At 36.7% G+C, this 16,095-nt stretch carries 17 protein-coding genes; 16 read left to right on the forward strand and 1 reads right to left on the reverse strand.

Annotation, left to right across the window (positions count from 1 at the left end; all coding sequences use genetic code 11):
* The first annotated feature begins 308 nt into the window (after positions 1-308).
* The 15 genes from DWZ63_RS12370 (at position 309) to DWZ63_RS12440 (ending at position 13,688) form a co-directional block, all read left to right on the forward strand.
* Positions 309-1,184 (forward strand): DegV family protein, encoded by an 876-nt coding sequence (locus DWZ63_RS12370; protein ID WP_055942248.1) that lies wholly within the window; start codon positions 309-311, stop codon positions 1,182-1,184.
* Between the two features lie 24 nt (positions 1,185-1,208).
* Positions 1,209-2,396, forward strand: coding sequence for an acetate kinase (locus DWZ63_RS12375; RefSeq protein WP_022014326.1), 1,188 nt, complete (start codon positions 1,209-1,211; stop codon positions 2,394-2,396).
* A 158-nt stretch (positions 2,397-2,554) separates the two neighbouring features.
* Positions 2,555-2,740 (forward strand): 50S ribosomal protein L32, encoded by a 186-nt coding sequence (gene rpmF, locus DWZ63_RS12380; protein ID WP_022015076.1) that lies wholly within the window; start codon positions 2,555-2,557, stop codon positions 2,738-2,740.
* Positions 2,741-3,138: 398 nt separating this feature from the next.
* Positions 3,139-4,329 (forward strand): right-handed parallel beta-helix repeat-containing protein, encoded by a 1,191-nt coding sequence (locus DWZ63_RS12385; protein ID WP_172794148.1) that lies wholly within the window; start codon positions 3,139-3,141, stop codon positions 4,327-4,329.
* 29 nt (positions 4,330-4,358) lie between these two features.
* Positions 4,359-4,805, forward strand: a complete 447-nt coding sequence (gene dtd / locus DWZ63_RS12390) for a D-aminoacyl-tRNA deacylase (RefSeq protein WP_055942242.1) — start codon at positions 4,359-4,361, stop codon at positions 4,803-4,805.
* Positions 4,806-5,068: 263 nt separating this feature from the next.
* Positions 5,069-5,386: a (2Fe-2S)-binding protein gene (locus tag DWZ63_RS12395; RefSeq protein WP_022015072.1), complete on the forward strand. Its 318-nt coding sequence runs from the start codon at positions 5,069-5,071 to the stop codon at positions 5,384-5,386.
* A gap of 201 nt (positions 5,387-5,587) precedes the next feature.
* Positions 5,588-7,162 (forward strand): FAD-dependent oxidoreductase, encoded by a 1,575-nt coding sequence (locus tag DWZ63_RS12400; protein WP_055943056.1) that lies wholly within the window; start codon positions 5,588-5,590, stop codon positions 7,160-7,162.
* A 13-nt stretch (positions 7,163-7,175) separates the two neighbouring features.
* On the forward strand, positions 7,176-7,508 hold the full coding sequence (locus tag DWZ63_RS12405) for a (2Fe-2S)-binding protein (protein ID WP_055942240.1): 333 nt from the start codon (positions 7,176-7,178) through the stop codon (positions 7,506-7,508).
* The gene (locus tag DWZ63_RS12410; protein WP_055942237.1) at positions 7,501-8,661 is read left to right on the forward strand and encodes an FAD-binding oxidoreductase; all 1,161 of its coding nucleotides are present in this window, start codon (positions 7,501-7,503) and stop codon (positions 8,659-8,661) included. Before DWZ63_RS12405 ends, DWZ63_RS12410 begins: the two co-directional genes overlap by 8 nt.
* A gap of 174 nt (positions 8,662-8,835) precedes the next feature.
* Positions 8,836-9,219: a hypothetical protein gene (locus tag DWZ63_RS12415; RefSeq protein ID WP_055942235.1), complete on the forward strand. Its 384-nt coding sequence runs from the start codon at positions 8,836-8,838 to the stop codon at positions 9,217-9,219.
* Positions 9,197-9,532, forward strand: a complete 336-nt coding sequence (locus tag DWZ63_RS12420) for a hypothetical protein (RefSeq protein WP_055942232.1) — start codon at positions 9,197-9,199, stop codon at positions 9,530-9,532. The genes DWZ63_RS12415 and DWZ63_RS12420 overlap by 23 nt, the downstream gene beginning before the upstream one ends.
* 382 nt (positions 9,533-9,914) lie before the next feature.
* Positions 9,915-11,048 carry a tyramine oxidase subunit B gene (locus tag DWZ63_RS12425; protein WP_022013358.1) on the forward strand — a complete coding sequence of 378 codons (1,134 nt, stop codon included), beginning with the start codon at positions 9,915-9,917 and terminating at the stop codon, positions 11,046-11,048.
* Between the two features lie 32 nt (positions 11,049-11,080).
* Positions 11,081-11,893, forward strand: a complete 813-nt coding sequence (locus tag DWZ63_RS12430; protein ID WP_022013359.1) for an AraC family transcriptional regulator — start codon at positions 11,081-11,083, stop codon at positions 11,891-11,893.
* 30 nt (positions 11,894-11,923) lie between these two features.
* Positions 11,924-12,268 (forward strand): P-II family nitrogen regulator, encoded by a 345-nt coding sequence (locus tag DWZ63_RS12435; RefSeq protein WP_118500062.1) that lies wholly within the window; start codon positions 11,924-11,926, stop codon positions 12,266-12,268.
* A 16-nt stretch (positions 12,269-12,284) separates the two neighbouring features.
* Positions 12,285-13,688, forward strand: coding sequence for an APC family permease (locus DWZ63_RS12440; RefSeq protein WP_118500063.1), 1,404 nt, complete (start codon positions 12,285-12,287; stop codon positions 13,686-13,688).
* Positions 13,689-13,800: 112 nt separating this feature from the next.
* On the opposite strand, the gene DWZ63_RS12445 is transcribed toward DWZ63_RS12440, so the two are convergent.
* Positions 13,801-14,604 carry a polysaccharide deacetylase family protein gene (locus DWZ63_RS12445; RefSeq protein WP_182431520.1) on the reverse strand — a complete coding sequence of 268 codons (804 nt, stop codon included), beginning with the start codon at positions 14,602-14,604 and terminating at the stop codon, positions 13,801-13,803.
* Positions 14,605-14,877: 273 nt separating this feature from the next.
* Here DWZ63_RS12445 and DWZ63_RS12450 point away from each other — a divergent pair, with 273 nt between their 5' ends.
* The gene (locus tag DWZ63_RS12450) at positions 14,878-16,041 is read left to right on the forward strand and encodes an AAA family ATPase (RefSeq protein ID WP_118500065.1); all 1,164 of its coding nucleotides are present in this window, start codon (positions 14,878-14,880) and stop codon (positions 16,039-16,041) included.
* The last annotated feature ends 54 nt before the right edge of the window (positions 16,042-16,095 follow it).

The raw sequence follows: 16,095 nt of genomic DNA on the forward strand, positions 1-16,095 counted from the left end.
CGACAAGTCATATAGGGGTGGAAATTAGTTTTGCAAATGAGGTGTTACCTGAATATAATATTTTATAAAAACATATACTTGCCAATCAGGTGAAATTACATTATACTTAACATAGTTGTTTATAAATTACTGTCTGTAGATTTATGGACAGTAATTTTATTTCATTGACATAGTAACAAAAGGGGAACTGATAGCACTGCAAGTGTGAACGGTAAACAAAAAATTATGCTTTATATATTAAGTGATTTGCGTATGTAACATATATATGCAGTATAATATATATAGCAGTGGGATATGGAGGTAGTGAAATGTCAAATGACTATGTGATAGTTACGGATTCGACCGCAAATCTGCCGGAAGATATGATTGAAAAGTATGGACTTGAGATTCTGTCGTTAAATTATTATGTAGACGGAGAGGAATACAAAGGATACATTAAAGGTCAAAAGACTGATTTGGCACATTTTTACAGCATGATGCGTCAGAAAAAAGAAATAACCACATCTTTGGTTACGGTCGGTGATGCCATGGATATGCTTGAGGAAATAGTAAAGCAGGGAAAGGATTATCTTTATGTGGGATTTTCTTCGGGACTTAGCGGAACTTTTCAGGCAGTATCACTTGTCACAAACTCATTATCGCAGAAATATCCTGATAGAAAGCTTTATGCAGTCGATTCACTGGCGGCGGCACTCGGCGAAGGGCTTCTGGTAAAATATGTTATTGACAATAAAGAAAAGGGTATGTCGATTTCTGAAAATGCAGACTGGATAATAGCACACAGAAACAATATATGCCATTGGTTTACTGTTGATGATTTATTTTTCCTGAAGCGGGGTGGCAGGATATCTGCCACGACCGCCGTTGTAGGTACAGCATTAAGTATAAAGCCGGTTTTGCATGTTGATGATAATGGACATCTGATTCCTATGGAAAATGCCAGAGGCAGAAAAAAATCTCTTGATGCACTTGTGAAGCATATGAAAAGCAGTATTATAGTACCTGACGGTCAGTCGGTATATATAAGTCATGGAGACTGCATTGAAGATGCAGAGTATGTTGCAAAGAAAGTCAGAGAAAATTTCAATATCGGAGAAGTTGTGATCAGGATGTTAGATCCGGTTATAGCATCACATTCAGGACCCGGTACGGTGGCATTATTCTTTTATGGAGAGCACAAGTAAATTATTATACGGAGGAAACAGAAAATGAATATTTTAGTAGTAAATTGTGGAAGTTCATCACTTAAATTTCAGCTTATCGATTCAGAGACAGAGCAGGTAAGTGCATCAGGAAATTGTGAGAGAATCGGTCTTGACGGAAAGATTACATATAAGGCTCATGGAGATAAGTTTGTTACGGAGACAGATCTTCCGGAGCATGGTATTGCGATTAAGAAGGTGCTTGAACTTCTTGTAGATAAAGAGAGAGGTGTTATAAATTCACTTGATGAGATTCATGCAGTGGGACATCGTATGGTACATGGTGGCGAGAAATTTTCGTCATCAGTTGTCATAACTGAAGATGTTATCAAGGATATTGAGAGCTGTAATGATCTTGCACCACTTCATAATCCTGCAAATATATTAGGTGTGCGTGCATGTCAGGAAGCAATGCCAGGTGTGAAGCATGTTGCAGTATTTGATACAGCATTTCATCAGACAATGCCGGCAAAAGCATATTTATATGGTCTTCCAAAAGAGTATTATGAGAAATACGGAGTTCGCCGTTATGGTTTCCACGGAACAAGCCACAGTTTTGTATCAAAGAGACTTGCAGAACTTGCAGGACTTGATTATAACAATTCAAAGATGATTGTCTGCCATATCGGAAGTGGAGCAAGTATCTCAGCTATCAAAGACGGCAAATCAATCGATACAAGCATGGGAATGACACCGCTTGAAGGACTTGTAATGGGGACGCGTTCAGGAGATATTGACCCTGCTATCATAGAGTTCATATGTCAGAAAGAAAACATTTCAGTAAGTGAGATGACAACTATCTTGAATAAAAAGTCAGGTGTGCTTGGTCTTTCAGGTGTATCAAATGACTTCAGAGATCTTGTAGACGCAAGAGAAAGCGGAAATAAAGATGCAGCAAATGCCCTTGATGTACTTGTTTATCGCATTGTAAAGTATATTGGTGCTTACTATATGGCACTTGGTGGAGTAGATGCTATAGCACTTACGGCAGGAGCAGGAGAAAACAACAAAGAAGTTCGTGAGATGATCATGGAGGGAATCAGTGCACTTGGTGTAAAGATTGATGAGAAAGCAAACCAGACACGCGGAGAAGAAATACTTCTTTCAACAAAAGACAGTAAAGTACCTGTATGGATAGTTCCTACAAACGAAGAACTTGCTATTGCAAGAGAGACAGCAAGACTCGTGAAATAATAAAAAAGCAAAACCAGCGTTTTGCTCCTGGTGTTACACTGCTTTACGAGCATTTTACTAATACAATAAAAAAAGTTTGAAAATATATTGACAAATCTCCGAAAGTTAGGTATAATCGGAGAAGTGTTGTAAAGGAAAAGGCTAGGAGGTGGAATGTAATGTCTATTTGTCCAAAGAATAAATCTTCAAAATCAAGAAGAGATAAAAGAAGAGCAAATTGGAAGATGTCAGCACCAAATTTGGTAAAATGCAGCAAATGTGGAGCTTTGATGATGTCTCATAGAGTATGCAAGTCTTGCGGTTCTTACAATAAGAAAGAGATACTTGCAGAAGCAGCTGAATAATCAATTTGAGAATTTATAATGGTTTTGATTTAGAAAAATGTCTGGTTTGGTATAAGGTAAATGATTATTTTATTGAAGTATATGCTGACATCAGACACTGGATTTAACAGAGATGTACATATGTTTAAGATTATGTCATCTCTGTTTTTTTTGATTTACATATGCAGGCTTTCAAAATGTTTAAGTTGAAAAGTTTTTTGTCTGGATTTGATGTCATGGATTGATATATTGTAATGTAATTTTTGCAATCATGCAGTCAAATCTGGTCTTGTTGACAAAATGGCAAAGCAGGTCAACATATATTAATTTGTAAGTAAGCAAAATATATCGGATTGGAGAAAAAATATTTAAGAATGAAAAATGTTAATAAAAAAATAATATTTTTATTGAGTTTTATAATGTTATTATGCATATTTGGCATTATTTTTGGAAAATCCATCAATGCAAAACAAGTGAATAACAAAAAAATCATTTATGTATCTCAGAAAAGAAATAAAAAATCAACGGGCAGTAAAAAATATCCGTTCGTTTCTCTGCAAAAAGCCATAGATAAAGCTGATGCGGGAACAGTAATTTATATAAGAGAGGGAAATTATAAAGGACCGTTTATATTTCACAAATCAGGGAATAAAAAAAGAGGATATATTACAATAGCTGCATATAAAAATGAAAAAGTGAACATATCAAATAAAGATAATATAAGTGCGGCAGTATTTGATATGGGAGGACAGAGTTATATCAAAATACAAAAACTTCATATTGGAAATATTAAAGCTGAAAATGTATGCGGTATATTGATGAAAAACAGTGAAAGCAGTATTGTGATAGAAAAATGTGAGTTCAGAAATATAATTACTACAAGACCTGGAAGTATTGAAAAGCCTGGTGGTGAAGCAAATGCTGTACTATTACTTGGAGAGAAGAAAAAGAGTATTCATCATGTTTATATTTTGGGAAATAAAGTGCATGATAATATAAACGGATGGTCTGAAAATATATCCGTGGCAGGTAATTGTACAAATATATATGTTCAAAACAATAAGGTTTACAATAATACGAATATTGGAATAGATTTTTACGGAAATGCAGGATATTGTGATGATTTAACAATGGACCAGCCAAGAAATTGTAAATGTATTGACAATACGGTTTATAATTGCAAAAGCTCATTTGCAGAAAATGCCGGAATCTATATAGATGGTGCTAAAGATATTTTGGTAAAAGGAAATAAGACATTTAAAAATCACTATGGAATAGAAGTAGGATCTGAAGAGTGGAAAAGTTATTATACAAAAGAAAATTATGTAAGAGATATAAAAATCAGTGAAAATATCATGTATAATAATTTGTATTGCGGGCTTCGTATTGGAGGGTGGAGTAATGATAAAACTACCGGTACGGTTTATGACTGCAAAGTTATAAATAATGATTTTTCAAAAGGTAATAAAAAAGATGAAATAATACTGGCGAAATGTGACGGTATCCTGTTTAAGGATAACAGGTTTAAAAATAATTCAAAGTGCCCTGAAAATGTTAAATATGATGACGGGATAAGCAGGAATAAAATAAAAAACATTGTTTTTAAATGATTAGTTAGCATATGCGGAAATGAGGGAAAATGCGTTTTATAATTCAAAGAGTATCAAATTCAAAAGTGACAATTGATAATGAGATAAGAGGTCAGATAGGAAAAGGTTTTATGGTGCTTATAGGTGTGGGAGAGAGTGACACGAAAGAAATTGCAGATAAGATGATACATAAAATGATAAATCTGCGTATTTTTGAGGATGAGAATGGTAAGACAAACTTAGGTTTAAAGGATGTGGGTGGCAGCCTGCTGCTTATATCGCAGTTTACATTGTATGCTGACTGCAAGAGAGGAAACAGACCATCATTTGTCAAAGCGGGAGCACCTGATATGGCAAAAGAATTGTATGAATATATAATATCAAAATGCAAAGAGGAGATTGAGATAGTAGAGCAGGGAGAGTTTGGTGCAGATATGAAAGTTGAACTTTTAAATGACGGTCCTTTTACCGTGCTGCTGGATAGTGATGAACTGTAGAGTAAATAGGAGAATATTGTGAATATCCCCTGACTTTATATCGTTTTTTACAATACAACTGAATATTTTAGTGATAAAGTCTAATCAACAAATGATTAAGACAAAGGCGTCTGTTAGAGATAACAGGCGTCTTTTGTTTTTCTTATATAAATGGCATATATGTGTTCTTTGTATAAGAAAAAGTTTTGACACAGGATTTTTATTTCTGGATTTTTTTCAGGGGCAGAAAAGTGTATTAATGAGATTAAGGAGGTCTGATATATATGGAAAGAATAGAAAATCATCCAATCTTAGGGGAGACACCTAAGCGTAAGAAAGTCACTTTTAGTTATGACGGAAAACTTCTTGAGGGATATGAGGGTGAACCGATTGCTGCAGCGTTAAAGGCAGCGGGTGTTATGGCTCACAGATATACGGCGAAAAAACATGAGCCGAGAGGAATTTTTTGTGCAATAGGCAGGTGCACGGATTGTGTAATGATAGTTGACGGTAAACCAAATATCAGGACTTGCATTACACCTCTTGAAGCAGGAATGGTTGTGCAGACACAGTATGGTGTTTCGGCAAAACCCGATGCATAAATTATCTGGATATTAGCAGGAATAAAGCTGTTGGCGGATATAAAAGATATTGATAAAGATAGAATAAACGGCAAGAATATTTAAATAACAGTTGATAGTTATTTTTGAAGAAAAGTAAGTGGTGTTTTGGCACAGATAAAATTGAGCTTTTGAGTTTGGTATTGGATAAGAGATCGCAAGAAAAGAGGTAGAGTTATGAAGATAGAACGATATGACATGATAGTTATCGGTGCAGGTCCGGCTGGTTTATCGGCAGCGATAGAGGCGGCAAAGAAAGGTTTAAAACCTATTGTGTTTGATGAAAATGCAAAGCCGGGCGGACAGCTTTTTAAACAGATACATAAGTTTTTTGGTTCAAAGGAACACAAAGCTAAAGTGAGAGGATTTAAGATTGGTGAGGAGCTTCTTGATGAAGCTGAGAAATACGGTGTTGAGGTTATCTTAGATGCAACAGTCGTAGGTCTTTATCCTGAAAAGGAAGTTACGGTAAAAGTTGGCGGGAGCGTCAGGCATTATAAAGGAGATGCAGTTTTAGTCGCAACCGGAGCAAGTGAAAATATGGTCAATTTTGAAGGATGGACTAAGCCGGGGGTTATCGGTGCGGGAGCTGCACAGACAATGATGAATCTTCATCACATTAAACCGGGAAACAGGATTTTGATGCTCGGTTCGGGAAATGTCGGTCTTGTTGTAAGTTATCAGCTTTTGCAGGCGGGATGCGAGGTCGTAGCACTTGCAGATGCAGCTCCGAGAGTCGGAGGATACGGAGTTCATGCAGCTAAAATTGCAAGATGTGGCGTGCCGTTCTATCTTTCACATACTATTGTAAGAGTTGAGGGTGAAGATGCCGTCACGGGAGTAGTTATAGGTCAGGTAGGAGCTGACTGGAAGATAATACCCGGCACTGAAAAACATTTTGATGTTGACACGGTCTGCCTTGCTGTCGGTTTGTCGCCGATGTCACAGCTTTTAAAGCAGGCTGAAGTAAAGATGAATGATACTAAAGGCGGTCATGTTCCTGAGATTGACAGGTACGGTGCAACAAGTGTTCCGGGAATATATGCGGCAGGTGATGTTTCAGGCATTGAGGAAGCAAGTTCAGCAATGATAGAGGGAAGAATGTCAGGAGCTTCTATTACGTGCTATCTCGGATATATGACGGAAGAAGAAAGAGATGCCAGAATAGAGGAACTTGAAAATCAGCTTGAAACATTAAGACAGGGTATGTTTGCTCCAAAGAACAGAGGTAAACTTGTCGAAAAGACAGATGAGGGAATTGATGTTTCTATGAATCTTTTAAATAAAGGTTTTGTGGCTGATGATGAGATAGAAAGATTTCCGGGAGTCACACACCAGAAAGGAATCCATCCGGTCATCGAGTGTACGCAGAACATTCCTTGTAATCCGTGTCAGGATGCCTGTAAGATGGGCTGCATCCGTATAGGAAAAAATATTACATCACTTCCTGCTATTGATGAGGAGAAAAAATGTATCGGTTGCGGAATGTGCGTGGCATCATGTTCAGGTCAGTCAATTTTCTTAGTTGAGGAAGATGTTGAACCGGGATTTGGAGAAGTCACAATGCCATATGAATTTTTACCTGTTCCTGAGGTTGGCGATAAGGGTATTGCACTTGGCAGGGACGGAAAAGAAGTATGTAAGGCGGAAGTCACAAAAGTGAGATGTGCACCTGTATTTGACCACACGAATCTGCTTACAATAAAAGTTCCTAACGATATGGTAATGAAAGCAAGATTTTATAAGAAAGAAGCATAAGGAGGGTTTAACTATGACAGACATTCAGGCAAAATTAAAAGAAATAGGACCATTTGTTGAGGGTGCTGACGACAACCTTCTGGTATGCCGTTGTGAAGAAGTGACTAAGGGACAGATAAGAAAAGCTGTCCATGAGGGAATATTTACATTGGAAGAAATGAGAAGATATTTGAGATCGGGAATGGGACTTTGTCAGGGGCAGACTTGTGGGAAAATGGTAAAATCAATTATTGCATCTGAACTTAAAGTATCTCCGTCAGAGGTTGTACCTGCAAGTTCAAGAGCACCAATGAGACCGATTGAGATGTGTATATTAGCAGAGGATGGAGGTGTAAGCCATGAATAAAACAGCAGAGGTAGTTATCATAGGTGGTGGAGTAAACGGATGTGCAGCTGCTTATTATCTTGCAAAAAAAGGTGTTAAGGATGTAGTTGTACTTGAGGCGACAAACAGTATAGGACATGGAGGTTCATCGAGAAACGGCGGCGGTGTCCGTCAGTCAGGCCGTGATGTAAGAGAACTGCCATATGCAATGTATGGTATTAAAAATATGTGGCCTACATTGTCAGAGGAGCTTGGTGTAGATACTGAATATACCCAGAAAGGAAATTTGCGAATGGGTAAGACAGAAGAACATCTTAAAAAGCTCCGGACACTTGCAGACAGTGCAAAATCAGTAGGTCTTGATGTGAGAATGATAGATGAAAAAGAAGTCAAAGAGATATGTCCTTATCTTTCAGATGAAGTTATAGGAGCAAGCTGGTGTCCTACGGACGGTCATGCAAATCCTCTCACAACAACACTCGGATATTATAAGAGAGCACTTGAGATGGGAGTAAGATTTTATACTGATGCACCGGTAAAAGCATTGCAGAAAGTCAAGGGAAAAGTAAGAAAAGTAATCTTAAATGACGGCACTGTATTTGAGGGCGAAACAGTAATTCTTGTGGCAGGCTATGAAAGCAGGGAGATAGCAAGAACCATAGGCATAGATATACCAATGACAAGACTTATAGATGAATGTCTTGTGACAGAAATGCAGCCGCATATGATAGATGTAATGTTTGGCTGTGCTACAGCGGATTTTTACGGACATCAGACACATCATGGTTCATTTGTATTTGGTTCAGACTCCGGATGGGAGGTAGTAGACGAGATGGTAGACCCGTCAACAAACACGGCAGACCCGTCAAAACTTATAACAAATTCAATGACATTATCGGCAAGCAGCAGGGCGATTCAGAGTTATATACCTGCACTCAGGGACGCAAAAATAGTAAGAAGCTGGTGCGGATGGCTTGACGAAGCATTTGACGGAGTACCTTTTTTAAGTCCGGTAGAAGAAGCACCGGGACTGATACTTGCGTGCGGATTTACGGGACATGGATTTGGAACTGCACCGGCAGTCGGACTAATGCTTGCACAGATGGTAGTCGGCGAGAAAACAGTGGTTGATATAAGTGCACTTAATTATAACAGGTTTAAGCCGGTGAGATAATTTTGATAAAAATATGATTATTGTAAAAAGTAACTTACGAGTTAAAGACTTGTGGGTTACTTTTTATTTTTAAAATCATTTAACACTATTAAGAAAGTCTTACATAATAAGTGGTTGTGTGGACTTTATCTTGACTGATTTTGTTTTATAAGGATTATTACATTCATAAAATTAATGATAGAATACAGACCAGTGATAGTAGGGAAAAAGAAAATACTAAGAATTGATGTTCCTGCGGCAGACAGGCACGATAAGCCGGTTTATATTGGAACAGATCCAATGAAAGGCACTTATAAAAGAGATTATGAAGGTGATTTCCTTTGTACAGAGGAGGCTGTCCGGGCAATGTTTGCAGACCAGAGAGATATATCTGGTGATGTAGAGGTGTTGGATGAGTTTGGGTTAGATGTGTTGAATCAGGATACAATAAAAGGCTATAGAATTATTTTTGAACAGCTTCACAGTGGACATCCGTGGAATGCCCTTGAAAATGATGAATTACTCAATACATTATTATACAGACAGAGTGTCACAGATGTCTCAGGAGATTGGTATTGATAATCGTTTTAAGGAGCATTTGTCGCAGTATGGCAATTTCTGGAAAAATAAGCATCGTATTGAGAAGTTTAAGGAACTTGGAATTGACTATTACAATGCACAGACGATTGATATTGGTTTGATTGCCGTGCTTACAGATGTGAAAACTCCGAATTTTGAGGAGGTCGTTAAACAGATGATGCTAGGTGACAGTGGAAAATACTTTAAGGCATTGGCTGATAATGGATTGACTGATAAATTCTGGGTAAGTATTATCTTGTATTGGCAGATGCTAGTGATGAGAAGAATATTTTACAGCAGTATGAGTTTATGATTGATATTGCATTTATGGATGATTTTGGCAGAGTATAAAAAACATAATCCTTGTATCGCTTTTTACAATACAAACAATATAAAAAAGAATAATATGTTTATTGTAAATGTAAGAAATGCAAGGCTGAACTGTTACTTGTAAACAAAAAGTAAGACTAACAATACTTGTAAAAATTTTACAATTATGGTATTATCAATACATGACAAAGGTGTCAACGGTTAAATTCCGTTGGCACTTTTTTGTTTTATTATGGCATAATTACTGAAAACAGCGGTAATGCATATATAATATAAACTAAATTTATTCCTTTGCCATGTATTGTGAAAGTTGGATAGTGTTTATACTACAGTTATGAACAGTAATGGAAGCGGAGGGATAAAACATGAGTGCAAAAATTGATTTTATTTATTTAAGTGAACCGGACATGATAAAAGCCGGTGTAAAAGATATGGGAAAATGCGTGGAAGTTATGGAGGACATGATGGTTACTTTGAACAAAGGGGATTATGTCATGGGAGGTGAAAATCATAACTCACACGGATGTATGGTGACTTTCCCTGATAATCCGGAGTTTGAAGGGATGCCAAAGAATGGTGAGGACAGAAGATTTATGGCAATGCCTGCATATCTTGGCGGCAGCTTTCAGATGGCAGGAATGAAATGGTATGGTTCAAATATCGAGAATAAAAAGAAAGGACTGCCGCGTTCCATTCTTATGATGATGCTTAATGATAAGGATACAGGTGCTCCACTTGCACTTATGTCCGCTAATCTGTTAAGTGCATACAGAACAGGTGCCATTCCGGGAGTCGGAGCAAAATACCTTGCGAGAAAAGATTCAACAACAGTTGCAATAGTCGGACCGGGTGTTATGGGAAAAACAGCACTTGCAGCATTTATGAGTGTATGTCCTAAGATTGATACGGTAAAGATTAAAGGTCGTGGAAAAAATTCGATAGACTCATTTGTTGAATATGTAAAGAAAGAATTTCCACAGGTAACAACGATAAAAGTATGCGAGACTATGGAAGAAGCTATCAGGGACAGTGATATAATAAACACAGCAACATCCGTAGGTGATAAGGAAAGTCTTTTCCCATACATAGATGAGAAATGGATAAAAGAGGGTGCACTTATCTGTATGCCGTCAGCAGCAAGATTTGATGAAGAATTTTATCTTGACGAAAACACAAAGCTGGTGGTTGACAATTATAAACTTTATGAGGCATGGGCGGATGAATATCCATATCCTAGTTATGACCCGGTACAGGTGGTCGGAGCAAAATTTATGGATCTGCTGCATGACAAAAAGATAACAAGAGAAGAAATTATAGATATAGCAGATGTTATCACAAAGAAGGTTTCGGGAAGGGATAATGATAAGCAGAGGATAATCTATTCAGTAGGTGGTATGCCGGTTGAGGACATAGCATGGGGCGAGACTGTTTATAAAAATGCCTTAAAGCTTGGAATAGGAGTGAAACTTCATTTGTGGGATGAACCTGAACTTCATTGATTGTGAGAATGTCTGCAGGAATGGAGATTACTATGAAGCAGACAGATATTATAAATCCTTTTCAGCCGTACATGACTTTGGAGATGGATGGTTACAGCCAGATTAACAGAACTGATTACGGAATTTCACACTTTTATGAATTTACGATTCATGATGAGAAAAAACACTGTATTAAAGCCGTTCCTGATGCGAGCATAGATTTGCTTTTCAATATAGGCGAAAACAAAGTTTCTACATATATCAGCGGGACGGTGTTCGGTGTAAAGAAGTGGGAACTGGGTACTCAGGACGATTGTTTTGGTGTGAGGTTTCAGCCGGGACAGGGAATACTTCCAAAAGATATTACAATGGAAATGATAGTTAATGATGACATTGAAATAGATGGAGATATTTTTGGGAAAAATCTTACGGAGAAAATTGCATTGGCAAAGACCATGAGTGAGAGAATAGACATATTCAAAAAGGCATATGAAGATATGGTTTTAGGAAGAAATTCTCTTTCAGATAAGGAAAAGATAAATGAATATCTCGTAAACAGAATAAGCAGGACAAAAGGCATGATAACAATGCGGCAGCTTGAGGATGAGACTAACTATTCAGCCTGTTATCTGAGAAGGATATTTAAGAGTTTTCACGGGATTTCGCCAAAGCAATTTGCTCAGTATATCAGGTTTCAAAATCTCCTGATGCAGGCAGACAAAGAGGGTGTCAGGTATGAACAGGTGGCACTTGATTGTGGATATTACGATGAACCGCATATGATGAAAGAATTTAAAAAATATTCAGGTGTTACTTTAGAGCAATACAGAAAAATGATAAATACTAACAAAAGAGTGAAAAATTAAAATTTATAAGTTGTAAAGGAGAGTAAGACTATGGGAATATCTAAAATAGAAGTAATAACGGGAATGTCGAAACTTACAAATCTTATTAGCGAATTGAGCAAAGTAGGTGTGCGTGGTGTGACTGTCATGCAGGTGCTTGGCTGCGGCATTGAGCTTGGAACAAAAGAGTACGAAGTTGAATTAAATGAAGTCATGGAACTTTTGCCAAAACAGCAGATAAATATTATAGTTGAGGATGATAAGATAGATAAGATACTCGACCTTGTCAAAAAAGAACTCTATACAGGTCATATCGGTGATGGAAAAATCTTTGTCTATGGAATCGATAATGTAATAAGAGTGCGTACCGGAGACGAGGGTGTGGAGGCTCTATAATAGAAAGGACTTGCTTATGAATAAAAAGAAATTAGGACTTGCAAATGTAGTATCAATATCAGTCGGTCTTGTAGTTGCGACAAGCTGTCTTGTTTCATTGGGAGAAGGCTCTGGAACATTGGGAGTTACATTCATACTTGCAATGGCAATAGCAATGCTTTTAAATATGACTATTGTTGCATCTTTATCAGAATTAAATGCACTCATGCCAAATACGACGGGAGGTCTTGCACAGTACACACTTGCAGCACTTGGACCTCTGCCTACACTTGTATCAATGGTTGGCGGTTACATAATATGCAATACAATGTCATGCGGTGTTGAGGCTTCGATTTTTTCATTTTCACTTGCGGATACGATAGGTGGAAATATACCCAGCATAGTTTACACTTTTATAATGACATTTATAATTCTTCTTGCAAACCTGCGTGGAGTTGATATGTTTGCAAAAATTCAGGATATTGTTGCATTTTTGCTTGTAGGTTCGCTTGTCGTAATGGGATTTATCGGAATGATAGGTGCAGGCATGGGAGCGAAAGTAGACCAGCCGTTTGTACTTGAAGCTGACTTTAAAGGTATAGCATCTATGACGGCAGTTGCATTTTGGCTTTTTATCGGAGCAGAGTATGCTATTCCGATTTCTAAAGAAGTAAAAAATGCAAAGAGAAATGTACCTCTTGGAATGATGATAGGACTTTTCCTTATCTTCATAATGCAGTCGGTTATGGTACTTGGATTTCACAATTATGTTGAATGGGGAAAACTTGCTGATTCAGCAGCACCACATCTTCTTTACGGATATGCCATCCTTGGAAAATTCGGTAAGATATGGATGATGTTGGTTGGAGCACTTGCAGTAATAAGCACGCAGAATTCTACAGTAAATTCACTTGCCGTTATATGTCAGGGCATGGCAAAAATGAACATGATGCCAAAGATATTTGCAAAGACAAATAAATATAAAGTTCCATGGTTTGGTCAGGTATTTGTAAGTGCGGCAATATTTTTATTTGCATTTGTCAGCAACAATTCAGCCGACATGATAGATTTCCTTATACTTGCCGGCTCAGTAATATGGATGGTTTCGTATATTCTTGCACATATTGATGTACTTGTATTTAGAAAGAGACTGCCAAAAGCACCGAGAAACTTTAAAGTTCCGGGCGGATGGACATTGCCGGTAATAGGAATTTTGGGAACGGCGTATATGATTCTTAACATATCTACAGACCCACATGAAAGAATGATGATATGGCTGTTGACCGGAGTTTCGTTTTTAGTTCTTGGTATCTACTCAGCCATTTGGATAAAAGTTAAGATGAAAATGCCTATTTTTAAACATGTTCCACTTGAAAAAGTAATGGCTATGGAAAACGATCTTTACTATGTAGTCAGAAAGCAGAAAGGAATATGGAAGTAACAACAGATTGATAAATAATGATAAATTGCAAGGATATAATAAATTTATTTGTTATATCCTTGCAATTTATCTGATTTTATTATAGTTTCACAATAGTTCAGTCTTTAATTTATCAGGAAACTTTATTTTTAATTTTTATTGTATCGAGTGTTTTAAATTCATACTTCTTTGATTTCATATATTTAATAATCTTTGGAAGTGCATTTGTATCTGCTTTTGATATAGCATGCAGCAGAGGAATCATTCCTTTGTGGTAATAGCTTTTAAATCTTCCTACAACATAATCTGTGGTAGGCTGGTCAGCAGGATTGTAGTCATACCAGGCAAGGCTCCAGAGGACAGTGGTATATCCCATGTCCTGCATTGTTTTTAATGCAAGCTCACTGTAATTACCCTCCGGCGGGCGGACAAATTTGTCGAGCTTGTAGCCTGTTTTCTTTTTCATACATTTCTCAACACTTTTTAATTCAGAACGGATTTTATCAGTATTACATTCACCAAGCCTTGGATGCGTTGAGGTGTGATTACCAACTAAATGTCCCTCTTTTTTCATGCGTTTAACAAGTTTCGCATTGCCCTCAATATATGGTTTTGTGACAAAGAAAATTGCCTTGATGTTTTTCTCTTTTAAAATATTGAGTATTTTTTTTGTATGTCCGTTTTCATATCCGCAGTCAAAAGTGAGGTATATGTATTTCTTTTTAGTGTTGCCAGTGAATATGGTGTTGTACTTTTTTAATGAAAATCCGTTATAGGGTAAAGTTCCACCGGGTGTCGTATGATTTTTATTAAGACCCAATCCCCAGTCAACAGATTTTGCCAGGTAATGTTTTTTTGCTGCCGTTGTATTTTGTGTACCTGAACATAAAAGTGAGCAAGTTAAGATAAGGCATATAATTTTTTTAATCTTTTTCATTTGAAATCCCTCCTTATTAGTTGAAATTAAGGCTGCTGTCTGCATAATAGGTTGAACAGCAGTACTTAGTAATATTATTATATATCATGTCAGGCAAAAATGAGTTACAAATTTATTACATTATTGTGTCTTTTAAAGGCTGAACCGTTACTTTAAAGAAGTTTTGCTGTTTCATGACTATGTGCAACATTAACAGATAGGCGTTGTTATGGTAAATGATAATAAAGTATGTTAAAATAATAAACAATATATAGGAGAAAGAGGTGTAAAGGTATGGGAATGTTTGTTAATCCTGACAATAGTGCTTTTCAGGTGGCATTAAATTCAGAAATCTATGTGGATAAAACGGGGATGTTAGAATATACAAATAAAGTCATAAATACATTGCAGGGGTATATATGTAACAGCCGTCCAAGAAGGTTTGGAAAGTCTGTCACGGCAAATATGCTTGCAGCATATTACAGTAAAGGCTGTGATTCGAGAGAAATGTTTTCAACATTAAAAATAAGTGAAAGTATAGGATTTGAAAAAAATATAAATAAATATGATGTTATACATATTGACATTCAATGGTGCATCGAACCGGCAGGTGGTTCAGAAAATGTAGTGTCATATATAACAGAAAAAACGATATGTGAATTGAGAGAGTATTATCCAAATGAATTGTCTGAAAAAATAGAATCACTTCCCGAAGCGTTATCTGTAATAAATTCGATGAATGGAACGAAATTTATTATTATTATAGATGAATGGGATATTATAATTCGTGATGAGGCAAATAATAAAAAAGTTCAGGAAGAATATATCAATTTTTTAAGAGCAATGTTTAAGGGGGTTGAACCGACAAAATATATAGGGCTTGCTTATCTTACGGGGATTTTACCGATAAAGAAGTTGAAAACACAGTCGGCACTTAATAATTTTAAACAATATACAATGTTAAATCCTGGACCATTGGCAGAATATATCGGTTTTACAGAGGAGGAAGTAAAAAAATTATGTGACAGGTATGAACGGGATTTTTACAAAGTAAAAAAGTGGTATGATGGCTATCAGCTCGGCAAATATCATATTTATAATCCTAATGCGGTAGTAAGTCTTATGATGGAGGGGGAGTATAGGAGTTATTGGTCGGAAACAGGTTCATACAGGATAATAGTTCCGTTAATAAATATGGATTTTGACGGGTTAAAGAGTGCGATAATAGAGATGTTGGCTGGCGGTTCAGTAGAAACAGATGTAACTTCATTTCAAAATGATACAGTCAATTTTGAAGATAAAGATGATATTTTGACATATCTTATACATCTTGGCTATCTTGCATATGATCAGAAAAGAGAGATGGCATTTGTGCCAAATGAGGAGATAAGGGAAGAATTATTCAGATACAGTAAAGCAATACAACGGGGATATATTACTCGTTGGAATAAGTTATGATAAAAAAACAAAGAAGCATGAATGTGTTATTGAAAAATACCCACTTGACAAATA

The sequence above is a fragment of the Clostridium sp. AF34-13 genome (genome assembly GCF_003477845.1).
Taxonomy (GTDB): Bacteria; Bacillota; Clostridia; order Lachnospirales; family Lachnospiraceae; genus Butyribacter; species Butyribacter intestini.

Bases quoted from the DNA above. Each gene is read 5' to 3' on its own strand.
- DWZ63_RS12405 (WP_055942240.1), top strand. From the start codon at position 7,176: ATGACAGACATTCAGGCAAAATTAAAAGAAATAGGACCATTTGTTGAG.
- DWZ63_RS12410 (WP_055942237.1), top strand. From the start codon at position 7,501: ATGAATAAAACAGCAGAGGTAGTTATCATAGGTGGTGGAGTAAACGGA.
- DWZ63_RS12415 (WP_055942235.1), top strand. From the start codon at position 8,836: ATGATAGAATACAGACCAGTGATAGTAGGGAAAAAGAAAATACTAAGA.
- DWZ63_RS12430 (WP_022013359.1), top strand. From the start codon at position 11,081: ATGAAGCAGACAGATATTATAAATCCTTTTCAGCCGTACATGACTTTG.
- DWZ63_RS12445 (WP_182431520.1), bottom strand. From the start codon at position 14,604: ATGAAAAAGATTAAAAAAATTATATGCCTTATCTTAACTTGCTCACTT.
- DWZ63_RS12370 (WP_055942248.1), top strand. From the start codon at position 309: ATGTCAAATGACTATGTGATAGTTACGGATTCGACCGCAAATCTGCCG.
- dtd (WP_055942242.1), top strand. From the start codon at position 4,359: ATGCGTTTTATAATTCAAAGAGTATCAAATTCAAAAGTGACAATTGAT.
- DWZ63_RS12435 (WP_118500062.1), top strand. From the start codon at position 11,924: ATGGGAATATCTAAAATAGAAGTAATAACGGGAATGTCGAAACTTACA.
- DWZ63_RS12440 (WP_118500063.1), top strand. From the start codon at position 12,285: ATGAATAAAAAGAAATTAGGACTTGCAAATGTAGTATCAATATCAGTC.
- rpmF (WP_022015076.1), top strand. From the start codon at position 2,555: ATGTCTATTTGTCCAAAGAATAAATCTTCAAAATCAAGAAGAGATAAA.
- DWZ63_RS12385 (WP_172794148.1), top strand. From the start codon at position 3,139: ATGTTATTATGCATATTTGGCATTATTTTTGGAAAATCCATCAATGCA.
- DWZ63_RS12420 (WP_055942232.1), top strand. From the start codon at position 9,197: ATGTCTCAGGAGATTGGTATTGATAATCGTTTTAAGGAGCATTTGTCG.
- DWZ63_RS12425 (WP_022013358.1), top strand. From the start codon at position 9,915: ATGAGTGCAAAAATTGATTTTATTTATTTAAGTGAACCGGACATGATA.
- DWZ63_RS12450 (WP_118500065.1), top strand. From the start codon at position 14,878: ATGGGAATGTTTGTTAATCCTGACAATAGTGCTTTTCAGGTGGCATTA.
- DWZ63_RS12375 (WP_022014326.1), top strand. From the start codon at position 1,209: ATGAATATTTTAGTAGTAAATTGTGGAAGTTCATCACTTAAATTTCAG.
- DWZ63_RS12395 (WP_022015072.1), top strand. From the start codon at position 5,069: ATGGAAAGAATAGAAAATCATCCAATCTTAGGGGAGACACCTAAGCGT.